The organism is Pseudomonas sp. MB-090624 (assembly GCF_003205245.1).
Lineage (GTDB): Bacteria > Pseudomonadota > Gammaproteobacteria > Pseudomonadales > Pseudomonadaceae > Aquipseudomonas > Aquipseudomonas juntendi.
This window is the reverse complement of record NZ_QJRK01000016.1, coordinates 1-16,247: the sequence shown is the minus strand read 5'-3', so window position 1 is coordinate 16,247 and position 16,247 is coordinate 1. Positions and strand designations below refer to the sequence as shown.

The 16,247-nt window shown below is 63.6% G+C and carries 11 protein-coding genes and 1 pseudogene; 9 read left to right on the top strand and 3 right to left on the bottom strand.

All coding sequences use genetic code 11. From position 1 onward, the window contains the following. Nucleotides 1–594: 594 nt before the first annotated feature. The 3 genes and pseudogenes from DMX12_RS10970 to DMX12_RS10960 form a co-directional block, all read left to right on the top strand. Nucleotides 595–3,234, top strand: a pseudogene (locus DMX12_RS10970) (alpha/beta fold hydrolase); the annotation flags it as partial. Nucleotides 3,235–3,314: 80 nt separating this feature from the next. Continuing rightward, a complete protein-coding gene (macA, locus tag DMX12_RS10965) occupies nucleotides 3,315–4,472 on the top strand; it encodes a macrolide transporter subunit MacA (protein WP_110677514.1) in 1,158 nt (385 codons plus the stop codon). An 8-nt stretch (nucleotides 4,473–4,480) separates the two neighbouring features. Further along, complete coding sequence (locus DMX12_RS10960) at nucleotides 4,481–6,490, top strand: MacB family efflux pump subunit (protein WP_177411263.1); 2,010 nt, start codon at nucleotides 4,481–4,483, stop codon at nucleotides 6,488–6,490. Nucleotides 6,491–6,616: 126 nt separating this feature from the next. Here DMX12_RS10960 and DMX12_RS10955 read toward each other — a convergent pair whose 3' ends face one another. After that, entirely contained in the window at nucleotides 6,617–7,249 is a 633-nt protein-coding gene (locus DMX12_RS10955; RefSeq protein WP_110677511.1) for a helix-turn-helix transcriptional regulator, read from the bottom strand. A 223-nt stretch (nucleotides 7,250–7,472) separates the two neighbouring features. On the opposite strand from DMX12_RS10955, the gene hisN reads away from it, so the two are divergent. Then, complete coding sequence (hisN, locus tag DMX12_RS10950) at nucleotides 7,473–8,264, top strand: histidinol-phosphatase (RefSeq protein WP_110677509.1); 792 nt, start codon at nucleotides 7,473–7,475, stop codon at nucleotides 8,262–8,264. A gap of 88 nt (nucleotides 8,265–8,352) precedes the next feature. Next, nucleotides 8,353–9,114: a hypothetical protein gene (locus DMX12_RS10945; protein ID WP_371928258.1), complete on the top strand. Its 762-nt coding sequence runs from the start codon at nucleotides 8,353–8,355 to the stop codon at nucleotides 9,112–9,114. Nucleotides 9,115–9,271: 157 nt separating this feature from the next. Here the strand turns inward: DMX12_RS10945 and DMX12_RS10940 are convergent, their stop codons facing one another. Beyond that, nucleotides 9,272–10,156, bottom strand: a complete 885-nt coding sequence (locus DMX12_RS10940; RefSeq protein WP_054912988.1) for an alpha/beta hydrolase — start codon at nucleotides 10,154–10,156, stop codon at nucleotides 9,272–9,274. Nucleotides 10,157–10,288: 132 nt separating this feature from the next. Further along, a complete protein-coding gene (locus DMX12_RS10935; protein WP_054912987.1) occupies nucleotides 10,289–11,269 on the bottom strand; it encodes a LysR family transcriptional regulator in 981 nt (326 codons plus the stop codon). Between the two features lie 362 nt (nucleotides 11,270–11,631). Here DMX12_RS10935 and DMX12_RS10930 point away from each other — a divergent pair, with 362 nt between their 5' ends. The 4 genes from DMX12_RS10930 to DMX12_RS10915 all read left to right on the top strand — a co-directional run bounded on the left by DMX12_RS10930 (nucleotide 11,632) and on the right by DMX12_RS10915 (nucleotide 16,060). Continuing rightward, nucleotides 11,632–12,792 carry a glycine betaine/L-proline ABC transporter ATP-binding protein gene (locus DMX12_RS10930; protein ID WP_110677507.1) on the top strand — a complete coding sequence of 387 codons (1,161 nt, stop codon included), beginning with the start codon at nucleotides 11,632–11,634 and terminating at the stop codon, nucleotides 12,790–12,792. Nucleotides 12,793–12,813: 21 nt separating this feature from the next. Continuing rightward, on the top strand, nucleotides 12,814–13,767 hold the full coding sequence (proW, locus tag DMX12_RS10925; protein ID WP_054912985.1) for a glycine betaine/L-proline ABC transporter permease ProW: 954 nt from the start codon (nucleotides 12,814–12,816) through the stop codon (nucleotides 13,765–13,767). Between the two features lie 67 nt (nucleotides 13,768–13,834). Further along, complete coding sequence (proX, locus tag DMX12_RS10920; RefSeq protein WP_110677505.1) at nucleotides 13,835–14,863, top strand: glycine betaine/L-proline ABC transporter substrate-binding protein ProX; 1,029 nt, start codon at nucleotides 13,835–13,837, stop codon at nucleotides 14,861–14,863. 141 nt (nucleotides 14,864–15,004) lie between these two features. Then, the gene (locus DMX12_RS10915; RefSeq protein WP_110677503.1) at nucleotides 15,005–16,060 is read left to right on the top strand and encodes a GlxA family transcriptional regulator; all 1,056 of its coding nucleotides are present in this window, start codon (nucleotides 15,005–15,007) and stop codon (nucleotides 16,058–16,060) included. Nucleotides 16,061–16,247 lie beyond the last annotated feature (187 nt).

Genomic DNA, 16,247 nt, shown 5'->3' with positions numbered 1-16,247 from the left:
GCGCAGCCCGATCGCGACGCAAGGCCGCTCCTACCGTGCGGGGAAGCAGTGCCTGATAATCAATATTCCGAGCCTTCCCAGTCCTCGAACACGAACAAGGCCCCTGTAGGAGCGGCCTCGTGTCGCGAAAGGGCCGCACAGCGGCCCCAGGATTTCCAAACCGACATCATTACCGCCAGGGCTGCTGCGCAGCCCGATCGCGACGCAAGGCCGCTCCTACCGTGCGGGGAAGCAGTGCCTGATAATCAATATTCCGAGCCTTCCCAGTACCCGAACACGAACAAGGCCCCTGTAGGAGCGGCCTCGTGTCGCGACAGGGCCGCACAGCGGCCCCAGGATTTCCAAGCCGACATCATTACCGCCGGGACAGCCGCGCAGCCCGATCGCGACGCAAGGCCGCTCCTACCGTGCGGGGAAGCAGTGCCTGATAATCAATATTCCGAGCCTTCCCAGTCCTCGAACACGAACAAGGCCCCTGTAGGAGCGGCCTCGTGTCGCGAAAGGGCCGCACAGCGGCCCCAGGATTTCCAAACCGACATCATTACCGCCGGGACAGCCGCGCAGCCCGATCACAACACAATGCCGCGCCTACCCTTGATACGTGTGATCTGCTCGGGTGAGGCGTTGCCGGGGAATCTGGTACGGCGTTTCCACGCTCAGCTGCCAACCGTCGAGCTGCACAACCTCTACGGCCCGACCGAAGCCGCGGTGGATGTCAGCGCCTGGCACTGCACCACCTCCCCGGACAACACCCCGATCGGCAAACCCATCGCCAACACCACCCTGTACATCCTCGACGACCAGCAGCAACCGGTGCCCCAGGGGGTAGCCGGCGAGCTCTACATCGGCGGCGTGCAGGTGGCCCGGGGTTACCTCAACCGCGCCGAACTGACCGCCGAGCGCTTCATCGACGATCCGTTCGTACCCGGCGCACGCCTGTACCGCACCGGCGACCTGGCGCGTCACCTGCCGGACGGCAACATCGAATACCTCGGCCGCAACGACGATCAGGTCAAACTGCATGGCCTACGCATCGAGCTGGGCGAAATCCAGGCTTGCCTCACCGGTATCGAAGGTATCCAGGAAGCGGTGGTGATCGCACGCGAACAGCAATTACTCGCCTACTACACCGGGCAACACCATACGCTGGAGGTGCTGCGCGCCGCTTTGCTCAGCCGCTTGCCGGCGTTCATGGTCCCGGCGGTACTGATTCACCTGGACACCCTGCCGCTGAGCCCCAACGGCAAGCTCGACCGCAAGGCACTGCCAGCGCCGGGCGCGGTACTGGAGCGCCCGTTCGAAGCCCCGCAAGGCGACACCGAACACTTGCTGGCGGCCCTGTGGGCCGAGCTGCTGGGCGTGGAGCAGGTAGGGCGGCACGACAACTTCTTCGAGCTGGGCGGGCATTCCCTGGCGGCTATCCGTCTGCTTGACAGGCTCAGCAAAGCGGGCTTGCAGGCAGCCCTGAACGATGTGTTCCAGCAGCCCAGCGTCGCGTTGCTGGCAGCACGGCTGGACGACAACACCAGGCAAGCGGGTGGGGCCGTCACGGTACGTACCGGTACGGCAGGCACGCCGCTGTTCCTGGTCCACGAGTTCACCGGGCTGGATTTCTACTTCCCCGTGCTGGGCCAGCAGCTGGGCGGCGAGTTCGCGATCTACGGCTTGCCCGGCGTACCTGCCGAGCAGCCGCAACCGCGTACCTTGGAGTGCCTGGCCCGCTACCACATCGGGCAGATGCGCCAGGTTCAGCCGCACGGGCCGTACCGCCTGGCTGGCTGGTCGTTCGGCGGCATCGTTGCCTTCGAAATCGCCAACCAGTTGCTGGGGGCTGACGAAAGCGTCGAATTCGTCGGGCTGATCGACACCTACGCGCCGCGCCTGGCTGACCAGGGCAAGGCGCGCTGGGCCGGGCAGTACGCGCTGGAACGGCAGCTATTGCTCAACTGCTCGGCGTTCTGGCGCACGCAAGGGCCGGCGGCTGCCGGTAAGGTTGCGCACTTGCAGCAATTGGAGGCCGTACAGGCGGATTTCGCCACGTTGCTGGCTACCTGTAGAACGCAGGGCCTGCTCTATGGCCTGTGGGCGAGCATGAGCGATGCGCAACTGCTGCATTATTTCAGCCGTGAACTGGCCCATGGCTATGCCTTGGCGCATTACCGCCCGGCGCCGTTGCACATACCGGTGCACCTGTTCCGCGCCGAGCAGGGCCCGGACCCTCTGCCGACCCTGGGTTGGGGCGAGGCACTGCCCGGCCAGCGCTTACAGACCCTGACGGTGCCGGGCGACCACCGCAGCCTGATGCAGGCCCCGCACGTCGCTGCCCTTGGGCAGGTGATGAGCGAGGCGCTTGCCGGTTGCCCGAACGCCATGGCACCGGCCCCGGTCGCGCACGTGGCGATTCAGAGCGGGCACGCCGGGCACGCGCCGCTGTTCTGCGTACCGGGGGCCGGGGATAGCGTCACCAGCTTCATTGGCCTTGCCGAAGCCCTGGGCCCGGACTGGCCATTGCATGGCTTGCAGGCCCGCGGCCTGGACGGTGCCGGCATACCGCACAGTACCGTCGAAGCCGCCGCCGACAGCCATGTGCAGGCGATCGAGGCGGTGTACCCGCACGGGCCGTTGAACCTGGTCGGGCATTCGTTCGGCGGGTGGGTTGCGCATGCCATCGCCGCCCGGTTGCAGGCCAAGGGCCGGCCGGTGCGCTCGTTGACCCTGATCGACAGCGAGGCGCCGGGCGCCGGAGGAACGTGCGGCCAGCCGTACACCTTCGGCGAGGCGTTGCAGCAGCTGGTTGAAGCGCTGCAACGGTCTACCGGAAAAACCTTGGCCATCGACCCGTCAGCGTTTGCCCTGGCCACGGCTGATGAGCAGTTGCGGCAACTGCATGCCGGCATGGTGCGCAACGGGCTGTTGCCAGCGCGGTCCACGCCAGCGGTGCTGGAGGGCACAGTGCGTACCTTCGCCACGGCCCTGCGCACCGTCTATCGGCCGTCGCTGACGTATACCGGGCCGGTGGGCCTGGTATTGGTTGATGACCCGCAACTCGACGCGCTGGGCAACGCCCGCGAGCACGCCGCCATGCAGGAAGGCTGGCAGCAACTGATGCCGCAACTGAGGCTGTGGCAGGGGCCGGGCGACCACTTCAGCATCTTGAAAGTGCCGGACGTGTTCAGCCTGGCGGCCTGGTGGCACGACGGCCAGGCCGTGCAGCACGGCAAGGTCAGCCCGTGACCACGGCAGCTTGCCCCCTGCCTTCGGCAAGGGGCAAGCGCTGCCAGGGTCGAGTGAATTTCTTGGGAAAGTGAGTGTTCATGAACAAGTCAAGATTGCGTAAGTTCGGCCTCGGCCTGGCAGTGGCCTTGGTTGCAGGCATCAGCCTGTACGCCATTCAGGCCCCGGCCAAGCCGCCGCAATACATCACCACCACGGTCGAGCGTGGCGATATCGAGAACGCGGTGCTGGCCAGTGGCACGCTCGAAGGCATCAAGCAGGTGGATGTAGGTGCCCAGGTGTCCGGGCAGTTGAAGTCGCTGAAGGTCAAACTCGGCGACAAGGTCACCCAGGGCCAGTGGCTGGCCGAGATCGACCCGCTGGTATTGCGCAATACCCTGCGCCAGGCAGAAGTGGACGAGGAGAAATTGCAGGCCGAACGGCGTTCGGCCCTGGCCCAGCTCAAACAGACCCGGCGCGTGTACCAGCGCTACCGCGAACTGCAGGCTGACGAGTCGGTGTCGCGCCAGGACTTCGAGAATGCCGAGTCGGAATACGAAGTGCAGCAGGCTGCGGTGCGCTCGCTGGATGCGCAGCTCCAGAGTGCGCGGGTGGAAATCGACACGGCCCGGGTCAACCTGGGCTACACCCGCATCAATGCACCCATCACCGGCCATGTGGTGGGCATCGTCACCCAGGAGGGGCAGACCGTGATCGCCAACCAGTTGGCACCGGTGCTGCTCAAGCTGGCCAACCTCGACACCATGACGGTCAAGGCCCAGGTGTCGGAAGCCGATGTGATCCACGTTGCCCCTGGCCAGGAGGTTTATTTCACCATCCTTGGCGAGGACAAACGCTACTACGCCAAGCTACGCGGCACCGAACCCGCACCGCAGAACTACGCACAAAGCAGCGACAAGCAGGAAGGCAGCAGTGGCAAGCCGACTGGCGCGGTGTTCTACAACGCCTTGTTCGAAGTACCCAACCCCGACCACCGCCTGCGCATTTCCATGACTGCGCAGGTGCATATCGTGCTCGACACCGCCCGCGGCGTACTCACCGTGCCCGTGGCCGCGCTGGGCGCACGCAACGCTGATGGCAGCTTCCCGGTGCGGGTGCTCGACGCCAAGGGCTTCGCCCAGTTGCGCAACGTGCAGGCGGGCATCAACAACAACGTCAAGGTGCAGATCGAGGATGGCCTGGCCGAAGGTGACCGGGTGGTGATTGGCGAGCCGGTGTCAGGCGAAACGGGGGCGTGAGCATGAACATGAATGTGCAGCCTGGCGCAGGCACGGCGGTGACCTGCAAGCCGGCACAGCCGTTGCTGCGCTTGCAGGGGGTGACGCGCAGTTTTCAGGCTGGCGATCGAGCATTCCTGGCGCTGAAGGGTATCGACCTGCAGATTCACAGCGGTGAGCTGCTGGCGATCATCGGCGCCTCAGGCTCGGGCAAATCGACGCTGATGAACATCCTTGGTTGCCTCGATCACGCCAGTAGCGGTAGCTACCAGGTTGCAGGGCAGGAAACCCGGGAGCTGGACGATGATGCCCTGGCGGCGCTGCGCCGTGACCATTTTGGCTTCATCTTCCAGCGCTACCACTTGCTGCCGCACCTGGATGCGCTGCACAACGTGGAGATACCGGCGGTGTACGCCGGCTCGCCGCAGGGCCAGCGCCATGCCCGGGCGTGCGAGCTGCTGACCCGGCTGGGCCTGAAGCACCACCTGGAGCACCGGCCCAGCCAATTGTCGGGGGGCCAACAGCAGCGGGTGAGTATCTGCCGGGCACTGATGAACGGCGGCCAGGTGATTCTGGCCGACGAGCCGACCGGCGCACTGGACACCGCCAGCGGCAAGGAGGTGATGAACATCCTGCTGGAGCTGCACGCGGCCGGGCACACGGTGATCCTGGTGACCCATGACCCCAAGGTGGCGGCGCATGCCGAACGCATCATCGAGGTCAGTGATGGGCAGATTGTCAGCGACCGGCGTACCAGTTCACCCGCCATCGCCATCGCTGAACCTGAAGCCCAACCGGCACCTGTGGCCCAGGTGGCGGTTGGGCGCCGCCTGTGGATCAGCCTGGGGCTGTTTCGCGAGGCGTTCAAGATGGCGTGGCTCGCGCTGATCTCGCACCGCATGCGCACCCTGCTGACCATGCTCGGGATCATCATCGGCATCACCTCGGTGGTGTCCATCTCGGCCATTGGCGAGGGTGCCAAGGGCTATGTACTGAAAGACATCCAGGCCATTGGCAGCAACACCATCGACATCTACTCCGGCAGCAATTTCGGTGACAGCCGGGCCAAGACCATCGAAACCTTGCTACCCGCCGACGCGGCAGCGCTCAACGCGCTGTACTACGTCGACAGCGCCACCCCGGTGATCGGCCAGAGCACCCTGGTGCGCTACCGCAACCTGGACGTGGACGCGCAGCTCAATGGCGTGAGCGAGCATTATTTTCAGGTGCGCAACATACCGTTGGCAGCCGGCATCGTGTTCAGCGCCGACGATGCACGGCGCCAGGCCCAAGTGGTGGTGATCGACCACAACACCCGCAAGCGCCTGTTCGGCCCCCACGTTGACCCGCTGGGGCAGGTGATTTTGGTCGGCAACCTGCCGTGCACGGTGATCGGGGTAACGGCCGAAAACAAGAACCTGTTCGTCGCCAGCAACCAGCTGAACATCTGGGTACCCTACGAAACCGCTGCCGGGCGCATCCTGGGCCAGCGGCACCTGGACAGCATCAGTGTGCGCATCAAGGATGGCGTGCCCAGCAAGCGCGTTGAAGAGGAGGTGACCCGGGTGATGCTGCAGCGCCATGGGACCAAGGACTTCTTCACCAACAACCTCGACAGCATCATGCAGACGGTGCAGAAGACCAGCCGCTCGCTGACCTTGCTGCTGTCACTGATTGCCGTGATCTCGCTGGTGGTGGGCGGCATCGGGGTGATGAACATCATGCTGGTGTCGGTGACCGAACGTACCCGCGAGATCGGCATTCGCATGGCGGTGGGGGCACGCCAGTCGGACATTCGCCAACAGTTCCTGGTGGAGGCGGTGATGGTGTGCCTGTTTGGCGGCTTGGTCGGGATCGGCTTGTCGTATGGCGTGGGGTACCTGTTCGAGCTGTTCGTCAGACAATGGGAAATGGTGTTTTCGCCAGCCTCGATCGTCATGGCGTTTGCCTGCTCGACGCTGATCGGCGTGGTATTCGGGTTTGTACCGGCAAGGAACGCAGCGCGGCTTGATCCGATTGAGGCGTTAGCCCGGGATTGAGGCAGACCTGTGCCGGCCGCTTCGCGGGCAAGCCCGCTCCCACAGGTTTTGCACAGTTTTCAGAACCTGTGATGTACCTGTGGGAGCGGGCTTGCCCGCGAAGAGGCCGGTACAGGAAAACACTAATCAGCCCTCGGCATACATCCAGCGCATCAGCGAATGCCGCCCACTGATGCCCAGCTTGATCGCCGCCCGACGCAGGTAGCTTTCAACCGTATTCACCTTCAAGGCCAGCCGCTCGGCCTGCTGTGGGGCGGTATGCCCGGCCAGCAACCCCAGGCACACCTGGCGCTCGCGCTCGGAAAGCTTGAGCCCCGACTGCGCCAGGCGGTCGACGAAGCGCTGTTCGAGGTTTTCCCGGGCATGGCGCTCGGGGCCGGGCTGCAAGGCGTCGATGTGCTTTTCCAGCATGGGCAGCAGCAAGGGGGAAATCGCGTCCAGGTGGCGGCGCTCGAAGCTCGAAAAACCGTAGGTGGAGTCGGCACGCAGCACCTGGATCTCCATGCGCGCATTGCCTTTATGGCTGATACGGTGCAGGCGGGCAGGGTCGTTGAAGTCGCTGCCTGGCTGGGCCTGGGAAGAAAATACCGTTTCATCGAACAGCCTCGATTCGCAAGGCAGGCCAGGCAGGTGGCGGATCTGCATGGCGTCGATGGCGAGGTGAGCCTGGATCAGGTCGTGCAGCATGCGCGGAAACTGATGGCTGCCGGTGCTGGCGATGACTTTGCCAATTTGCGGGTAAAGCTGTTTCGAATTCATCGTATCGTCCATGAAGGCCAGTAAGGGTTGTGCCGTTGCGTATCTGCCAGCCGCATCCTCGGCTGGTGTGGGCACCTGATCGGTATCCTAGTACAACGAATGAGTGACGGTTAAATGAAGGACCGCTAGTGGCATTATAGTGGCACTTTGCGCGTACGGCTGGTGCAATGCAGGTTGTCGGGTATTATGCCGACCTTCATAACTGTCACGAGGCCTGTTCCCAATGTCCCTGAGTGCCCCACAGATTGGTGAGTTGCGTACATTCGCCGAGCAACTGGCCGACGCCGCTGCACAGGCCATCAAGCCGTACTTCCGTGCCAGCCTGGACGTCGAGGACAAGGGGGGGCGCCTGTACGACCCGGTGACGGTGGCCGACAAGGCGGCCGAGGATGCGATGCGCGCGTTGATCCAGGCGCGTTACCCGGACCACGGCATTCTTGGCGAAGAGGCCGGGGTGGCGGTGGGCAGCAGCCCGCTGACCTGGGTGCTCGACCCCATCGACGGCACCCGTGCCTTCATCACCGGCCTGCCATTGTGGGGAACGCTGATTGCGCTGAACGACGGTACCCGCCCGGTACTGGGGGTGATGAACCAGCCCTTTACCGGCGAGCGTTTCATTGGCACGCCCGAGGGGGCCTGGCGCAACGCTACACCCTTGCGTACCCGCGCCTGCGCCGACCTGGCTACGGCCACGCTGATGTGCACCACCCCCGACATGTTCGACACAGCCGAGCGCAAGGCCGCGTTCGAGGCGGTAGCCGGGCAGGCGCGGCTGATGCGCTACGGCGGCGATTGCTATGCCTACTGCATGCTGGCGTCGGGGTTCGTCGATGTGATCGTGGAGGCCAGCTTGCAACCCTATGACGTACAGGCGCTGATGCCGATCATCGAAGGGGCGGGTGGGGTGATCAGCGCCTGGGATGGCAGTTCGGCGCAGCACGGCGGCTGTGTAGTGGCCTGTGGCGACCCGGCGCTGCACGCGCAGATGGTGGAGAAGTTGCGCCACGCCATGTGAGGGTATGCCGCCGGGCCTGCGGCGGCATTTACACTGCACTTTTTGCCATTTCCGCGCTCTATGCTTGGCCAGGCCACATCAATCCCCGATGCGGCCGCCGAATATCGACCCGGTGCCGATGGTTGCAAGCTACCCTCATCTGATTCCCCGCGTGCTGCTGGCAGGCGTGCTCACCTGCCTGTGTGCCTGCACCCAGGAACAGGGCCGCGACATGCTCGACCAGTTTGCCGACGGCAAGCCCAGCGAACTGTTCCAGACCAGTGTCGACCGCCTGGCCACGCTGTCGATGCGCGACAACCTGCAAAGCCTGTACCTGCTGATGAACAAGCTGTACCTGCGCAACCCCAATCAGTTGAAGATGTCGGGGTACGTCGACGCCGCCACTGCCGAGCGGCAGATCCGCAAGGCCATCGAACACCGCCAGCCGCTGGCGCAGCTGGGCAACCGTCGCGACCTGGCAGCCTTGAGTTACGCGTTGAGCCCGGATTTTCGCGGTGACCGCGTCGGCGCCTTCATCTATGCCATCGGCAGCATGCTGATCACCGCTCACGGCGGGCGCACCGAGTTCTACATGACCGACACGATCGACCCGCTGTTCATCAACAACGCCGCGCGCAATATCGAAAAGGCCACCTGGATGTTGAGCCAGCGGCAAGATGCCAATGGCGTGTTGCTGCTGTTTTCCAACGAGATTTCCGAAGAGGGCAGCAACCTGAGTTTCGCCGTGGAGTTCGGGAAGATCGTGGCGCGCCTGGATTTGCTGGCAGAGTTGCTGGACGAGCGGTATCGGCGGATCGGGCTGAACTATGCACAGAGCCTGCTGCTGATGAACTTCCTGCCCGTACAGTGACTTTGGCTGTTGCATTGGCCCCTGTAGGAGCGGCCTTGCGTCGCGAAAGGGGCGCGTAGCGCCCCCCGGATCGTAGCCATGACGACACATTGCCGGGGCTGCTGCGCAGCCCAGTCGCGACGCAAGGCCGCTCCTACAAAGGGGGCCAGTAACGCTTTCAGAGCAGCGCCTGGATCGCTTGCCGATAACGCGGCCCGGCCAGGCTCATGCTGTTGTTGTGGCTGGCACCCGGTACCAGCAGCAGGGTTTTGGGCTGCCGGGCCGCCTCGTACAGCTGCTGGCTGAAACGCGCTGGCACGAAGCGGTCATCCAGCCCGTGCACCAGCAGCACGGGCAAGCCGATGTCCTGAATCTTGCCCAGCGAGTCGAACTTCTGCGACAGCAACCAACGCACCGGCAGTGACGTATTGGCTACCGCAGCGGCGACATCGCCCAACGAGGTGAATGTCGATTCCAGTATCAACCCACGCGCCGGGGCCGCGGCACCGCCCTGGCGTGCTTCGGCTGCCAGCGCGCGGGCCAGTTCCACGGCCACCGCTCCGCCCAGCGAATGGCCGAAGATCAGCCGTTTGCCCGCGTCGGGTTGCAACTGAGCGAAGCGCTCCCAGGCGATGCGCGCGTCCTCATAGACCGTGGCCTCGGAGGGCAGCCCGCCGCGGCTCTGGCCAAAGCCGCGGTAGTCCACGGCCAGCACCGAGTAGCCCATGGCATGCAACTGCTCGATGCGGAACAACTGCCCGGTCAGGTTCCAGCGCACCCCATGCAGGTAGAGGATGGCCGGGGCATTGGCGCGCCTGGCCGGCCACCACCAGGCGTGCAGGCTCTGATTGGCAGCGAAACTGCGCGGCCGCAGGTCAAGCTCCTGCACACCGCTGGGCAGGCCACGGAACCAGCTGGCCTGGCCAGGTTCGATGCGGAACACCAGTTCGCGCTCTTTGTGCTGAAGCACCGCGCAACTGCTGGGCAGGCCGATCACCAGCAAGGTGGCACACAACCAGGTCAGCCAGCGGCGGCGTAGGTGGGAGAGGAAAAGGGTGGGCATGTGGGCTTTTTAACAGATGCCGGGGCGTGCGTGTGAGGAAAGTGCCTCAATGGTGGGCTGGACTGGTTGCAAGCTGTTACCGCAGTGAGCGGGTGGGCAGTGCCGGCCTTTGCGCGCCTGTGAAACAGCGGCTCAGCTGCTGCCCAGTGAATCCAGCAACGGCTGGAACTCTTCGAGCAACCAGTCGCGCAAGCGCAGGCAACTGGGCTCATGTTCCTTGTCTTCGTTGAAGGCCAGGAAGTGGAAGGTGTCCTTGAGCACCAACTCCTCTTGCACCGGGCGCACCAGCAGCCCCTGGGCCACCAGTTGTGCCACCAGGTGGTGCCAGCCCAGCGCTACGCCCTGGTTGCCAAGGGCCAGTTGCACCAGCAGGTTGTAGTCGTTGGCGTTGAAGAAGTGCGGTGCGGTATTGGCGCGGCTTTTCAGGTCAACGTCGTGGAAGGCCAGCCAGACGTTCCAGTCCACATGTTCGGCCACCTGCGAACGCCCATAAGGGCTGAGGTTGAGCAGGGTGCCATCGCGCAAGCCTTGCAGCGTCTGCACCTCGGGGTGCCGGGCCAGGTACTGTGGGGTGCACACCGGGTAGATCACGTCATGGTTGAGCGGGTGCGAGCTGTAGCCAGCCTGCACCTTGCCCAGCTTGGTGATGTAGATGTCAGGCCGCACACCCGGCTCCATCGACAGGAAGTTCTGCGTGGTGACCAGATTGATGTCGATATCCGGGTTTTCGGCAAAGAACTTCGGCATCCGTGGCCCCATCCACAACGCCGCGAACGCCGGCGAACAGCACAAGGTGACCACGTGCTTGGTATTGGTGTTACTGCGGATACGCTCGGCGGCCTGGGATATGTTGACGAACGACAACTGCACCGCATCGAAGAAGATCGAGCCGGCCACGGTGAGCTCCACTGCACGGCCGACCCGGTTGAACAGTTCGGCCCCCAGGTAGGTTTCCAGCTCACGGATCTGCCGGCTGACTGCGGCCTGGGTGACACACAGCGCCTCGGCTGCACGGGTAAAGTTCTGGTACCTGGCGGCGGCCACGAAGACCTTCACGGCGCGCAGGGAGGGCATCTTGATCAGCGTCTGATCGGGTTCGAGGTGTCTGACCATGGGGCGGGCACGTGGTCCTTGGAGGGGGTGGCCAATCGCTCCACTCTAGCGTGTTCCACGCTGCCTGGTAAGGGCGCCCGGGCCTCAGGGCAGCGGCTTAGCGTGATTGATAACTTCAGGTAATGGTTAGCGGCGAACAAATGTCGTTGGACCGCCAGGGGTGCACGCCCTAACGTTGAGCTTACGGCGCGACATTCGAGACATCGATGTCGAATAATTTTTTGAAGCAGGATTTTCTGCGTGCCGGTTCTGACTCACGTTCGCATTTGAACGGACTGCCAAGCGTACTCGCACTGATCTCTACCGCCTTATTGAAAGTGCGATGTTGAAAGATTGGTTATAAGCATAATAAAGAGGGTCGTATGAGCCATGCCGATGAGATTCTTTCGGTAAACAATATCTTCAAGGTGTTCGGGCCCAACCCGAACATGGCCATGGAGATGCTCCGCAGGGGCGCCGACAAGAACGAGATCTTCAGCAAGACCGGCCACGTCGTCGGCGTTTTCGATGCAAGCTTTTCCGTCAAGCGTGGCGAGATTTTCGTCATCATGGGCCTGTCTGGCTCGGGTAAATCGACCATGGTGCGGTTGTTCAACCGCCTGATCGAACCCACCTCCGGCAGCATCCACCTCAACGGCAAGGAAATTACCGGGCTCTCTGACAAGGCCCTGCTCGACGTGCGGCGCAAGGAAATGGGCATGGTGTTCCAGTCCTTCGCCCTGATGCCGCACATGAGCGTGCTGGAAAACACCGCCTTCGGCCTGGAGATTGCCGGCGTAGCGCCAAGCGAACGCCACAGCCGTGCCCGCGAGGCCTTGAGCCAGGTTGGCCTGGCCGGGCACGAACACAGCTACCCGCACCAGCTGTCGGGCGGCATGCAGCAGCGTGTGGGCCTGGCCCGGGCGCTGGCCAACGACCCGGCCATCCTGCTGATGGACGAAGCGTTCTCGGCCCTCGACCCGCTCATCCGCAGCGAAATGCAAGGCGAGCTGATCCGTCTGCAGGCCGAGCAACAGCGCACCATCATTTTCATTTCCCACGACATCGAAGAAGCCATCCGGATCGGCCACCGCATCGCGATCATGGAAGGTGGCCGCGTGGTGCAGATCGGCACCCCGCAAGAGCTGATCAACCAGCCGGCGAACGATTACGTGCGCACCTTCTTCAAGCATTTCGACAGCTCGCGCGTGCTCAAGGCCGGTGATGTGGCCCGGTTCGATCCGGCGGTGGTGTGCAAGGTCAACGGCAAGGCTCCGAGTTTCCAGGCCGGTGTTCCGTTCGGCTACCTGGTCAACGACCGTGGGCAGTTGCTGGGTGTGGTCGACACCGACGCCAAGGGTGCCAGCGCCAGTGACCGCTACAGCCTGCACGAGCAACGCCCGGTCTACACCGATACGCCGCTGCATGAGGTGCTCGGCATTGCGGCCGACCTGCCTTACCCGGTACCGGTACTCGACCGCCAGGGCGCCTTCAAGGGCACCTTGTCGAAGAACGAGCTGCTGCAGACCCTGAGCCGCAACTAAGCCACCAAGAGGTAAGCCCTCATGTCCGAATTCAGCCTTCTCGACCCGTTCCAGGCGGTCACACTCCCCCTGGGTGACTGGGTCACCGCGACACTCAACTTCCTGGTGCACAACTTTCGCGAGGTATTCCGCGCCATTCGCTGGCCGATCGACCAGGTGCTCAACGGCATCGAGTTCACCCTGCAGAGCATTCCGCCCACCCTCGGCATCCTGCTCTCGACGTTGCTGGGCTGGCAACTTGCGGGCAAGCGCATGGCACTGCTGTGCTTCATCACCCTGACCTTGCTCGGCCTGATCGGCGTGTGGTCCGAGTCGATGACCACCCTGGCGCTGGTGCTGACCTCGGTATTCTTCTGCGCGGTGATCGGCGTTCCGCTGGGCATCGCCTGCGCCCGCAGCAACCGCCTGGAGAGCATCGTACGCCCGCTGCTCGATGCCATGCAGACCCTGCCGGCATTCGTGTACCTGGTGCCGGTGGTGATGCTGTTCGGCATCGGCAACGTGCCCGGGGTGCTGGTGACCATCGTGTTCGCCTTGCCGCCGCTGGTGCGCCTGACCAACCTGGGCATCCGCCAGGTACCGGAGGACAAGATCGAGGCCGCTCGCGCCTTTGGCTGCACGCCACGGCAGATGTTGACCCGCGTGCAACTGCCGTTGGCCACTTCGACCATCATGGCGGGCCTCAACCAGACCCTGATGCTGTCGCTGTCGATGGTGGTGATCGCCTCGATGATTTCCGTGGGTGGCCTGGGGCAGATGGTGCTGCGCGGTATCGGCCGGTTGGACATGGGCCTGGCCACGGTCGGCGGTGTAGGGCTGGTGCTGCTGGCGATCTTCCTCGACCGCCTGACCCAGGCAATGGGCACGCGCAGCAATGCCGAGCCTGGCGTGCGCTGGTACCACACTGGCCCCGTAGGCGTGGTGCTGCGCCTGTGTGGTGCCGCACAACCGCAAGGGCGGCGCAAGACTGCCTGAACCCCACAAGACTTTCTGAAACGTTCGACCTGCCGCACTTGAAGAAAAACAGAAAAGGTAAGCGACGATGCACCCATCCAAGTTCTCCCGCAGCATCCTCAAATGCGCGACCGCGCTGACCCTGGCCGCCGCCGCGCTGGCCGCACACGCTTCGGCGGACAAACCTGGCGACGGCGTGAAGGTGACGCCGATCTTCCCCTCCATTGCCGAAGAGCGTTTCCGTGGCGAAGTGGCCATGGAGGGCCTGCGCGAGCTGGGCTACAAGGTCCAGGAGCCGAAGGAGACCGAATACGGCGTGATGATGGTGGCCTTGGCCAACGGCGATGCCGACTTCACCGTGCACCTGTGGGAAAAACTGCACGACAAGTTCTACCAGCAGGCCGGTGGCGATGACGTAATGGTCAAGACCGGCAATATCCTGCCCGGTGTTGCCCAGGGTTACCTGATCGACAAGAAAACGGCCGACCAATACAACATCAAGTACATCACCGACCTGAAAAAACCCGAAATCGCCAAACTGTTCGACACCGACGGCGACGGCAAGGCTGACATGACGGGTTGCAACCCGGGCTGGGGTTGCGAACTGGTGATCTCCCACCACATGAAGGCCTACGACCTGGACAAGACCGTAACCGTGAACCAGGGCTCGTACTTTGCGTTGATGGCCGACACCATAGCCCGCTTCAAGGAAGGCAAGCCAATCCTGTACTTCACCTGGGTGCCACAGTGGATTGCCAGCGTACTGGTGGAGGGCAAGGACGTCGTCTGGCTGGAAGTACCGAAGACCGACCTGCCGGATGGCAACAACGACGTCGATACCACGTACCACGGCAAGAATCTGGGCTTTGCCATCGACAAGGTGGTGGCGGTGCTGAACAAGGACTTTGCCGAGGAGAACCCGGCGGCGCTGAAGTTTCTGTCGCTGGTGCAGATCAGCACCGATGACGAGAGCAATCAGAACCTGAAGATGCAGCAGGGCGAGAAGAAGCCTGCCGACATCACCCGCCATGCCAAGGAATGGGTTGCCGCCCACCGTCAGCAGTTTGACCAGTGGCTGCAAGCCTCGCGTGATGCTGCGGCCCAGGCCGGTCAGTAACCTGATCCATCAGCGTTGGCTTTTTCGCGGGCTTGCCCGCTCCCACAGGTCCGCCACAGGTTCTGAACACTGTGCAATGCCTGTGGGAGCGGGCAAGCCCGCGAAGCAGCCAATGCGATTCTCGCTGTTGAGTTAATAGCCATGAGCCACTTCGAAAGCATCCTCAAGAACACCAACCTGGCCCACCTGGAGCCCGGCTTTCGCACTTCACTGCCAATGCCCTGCCAGCGGGTGGCCTTCGTTCTGCGTGAACACTTCTCGATGATGGCCTTCACCGCTGCAATGGACAGCCTGGTGACCGCCAACCTGATGAGCGCCACGCCGTTGTTCCAGGTCGAGGTGGTGGGCGAGGGGCCGCAGGTGATGAGCGACCTGGGCATTGCCTTGCCGGTCAACACCCAGCTAAGCGATTTGCAGGTGCAAGGCCTGGGTTGCCTGCTGGTGTGCGGCGGTTTACGCGTGCGCCTGCAAGCTGCCCCCCAGTTGCGTGCCAAACTGCGCCAGGCCGACCAGCAGGGCTGCCAGTTGGGCGGCTTGTGGAACGGTGCCTACTTCCTGGCCGAGGCGGGTTTGCTCAATGACCACGACTGCGCCTTTCACCCTGATGGCCGGGCGATGATGAACGAGCTCTACCCCAAGGTGCGGATCAGCCGCCAGGCCCATGTGCTGGACCGCAGGCGCATGAGCTGCGCAGGTGCCTGCAGCGCGCTGGACATGATGCTGGCCATGCTTGAGCAGGCGGGTGGGATGCCGTTGCGGCGGGCCGTGGAACAGATGCTGGCGTGCGACCGTTCGCGGGTGGCAAATGACACTGCGGCCGGCGTGGCGGACATTGACCCTGGCATGCCTCACGGCGTGCGCCTGGCGCTGGAGCTGATGCATGCCAATATCGAAGACCCGATCGGTATCGACGAGATCGCTGAACATGCGGGGTTGTCCCGCCGGCACCTGGAACGCTTGTTCCACCGCCATGTGCAGGCGACGCCGCCACGGTATTACCTGGAGCTGCGCCTGACCCATGCGCGGCAGCTGTTGCAACACACCAACAAGTCGTTGACCGAAGTGGCGGTGGCCAGCGGGTTTGTCAGCTTCCCGCATTTCTACCGGCGCTTTCGTGAGTTGTTCGCCATTGCACCGCGGCAGTACCGGGCACGCAGCCAGGGCTGGGCAGGGCGGCAGGATGTGGCGGTCCACTGAGTCAGAACGTTGCGAAAATTCACCGGCCCTATCGCCGGCAAGCCAGCTCCCACGGGGATTGCATCAGGGCTGACAGGTGTTTGCCACAAGGTATGCAGCGCCTGTTAGAGCGAGCGCCGCCCGCGCGGCGCAATCGCGAGCTGCGCTCGCTCCTACGTTTGTTTCGGGCCAATTATTCCTGTGGGAT

Bases quoted from the DNA above. Each gene is read 5' to 3' on its own strand.
- macA (WP_110677514.1), top strand. From the start codon at position 3,315: ATGAACAAGTCAAGATTGCGTAAGTTCGGCCTCGGCCTGGCAGTGGCC.
- DMX12_RS10960 (WP_177411263.1), top strand. From the start codon at position 4,481: ATGAATGTGCAGCCTGGCGCAGGCACGGCGGTGACCTGCAAGCCGGCA.
- DMX12_RS10955 (WP_110677511.1), bottom strand. From the start codon at position 7,249: ATGAATTCGAAACAGCTTTACCCGCAAATTGGCAAAGTCATCGCCAGC.
- hisN (WP_110677509.1), top strand. From the start codon at position 7,473: ATGTCCCTGAGTGCCCCACAGATTGGTGAGTTGCGTACATTCGCCGAG.
- DMX12_RS10945 (WP_371928258.1), top strand. From the start codon at position 8,353: ATGCGGCCGCCGAATATCGACCCGGTGCCGATGGTTGCAAGCTACCCT.
- DMX12_RS10940 (WP_054912988.1), bottom strand. From the start codon at position 10,156: ATGCCCACCCTTTTCCTCTCCCACCTACGCCGCCGCTGGCTGACCTGG.
- DMX12_RS10935 (WP_054912987.1), bottom strand. From the start codon at position 11,269: ATGGTCAGACACCTCGAACCCGATCAGACGCTGATCAAGATGCCCTCC.
- DMX12_RS10930 (WP_110677507.1), top strand. From the start codon at position 11,632: ATGAGCCATGCCGATGAGATTCTTTCGGTAAACAATATCTTCAAGGTG.
- proW (WP_054912985.1), top strand. From the start codon at position 12,814: ATGTCCGAATTCAGCCTTCTCGACCCGTTCCAGGCGGTCACACTCCCC.
- proX (WP_110677505.1), top strand. From the start codon at position 13,835: ATGCACCCATCCAAGTTCTCCCGCAGCATCCTCAAATGCGCGACCGCG.
- DMX12_RS10915 (WP_110677503.1), top strand. From the start codon at position 15,005: ATGAGCCACTTCGAAAGCATCCTCAAGAACACCAACCTGGCCCACCTG.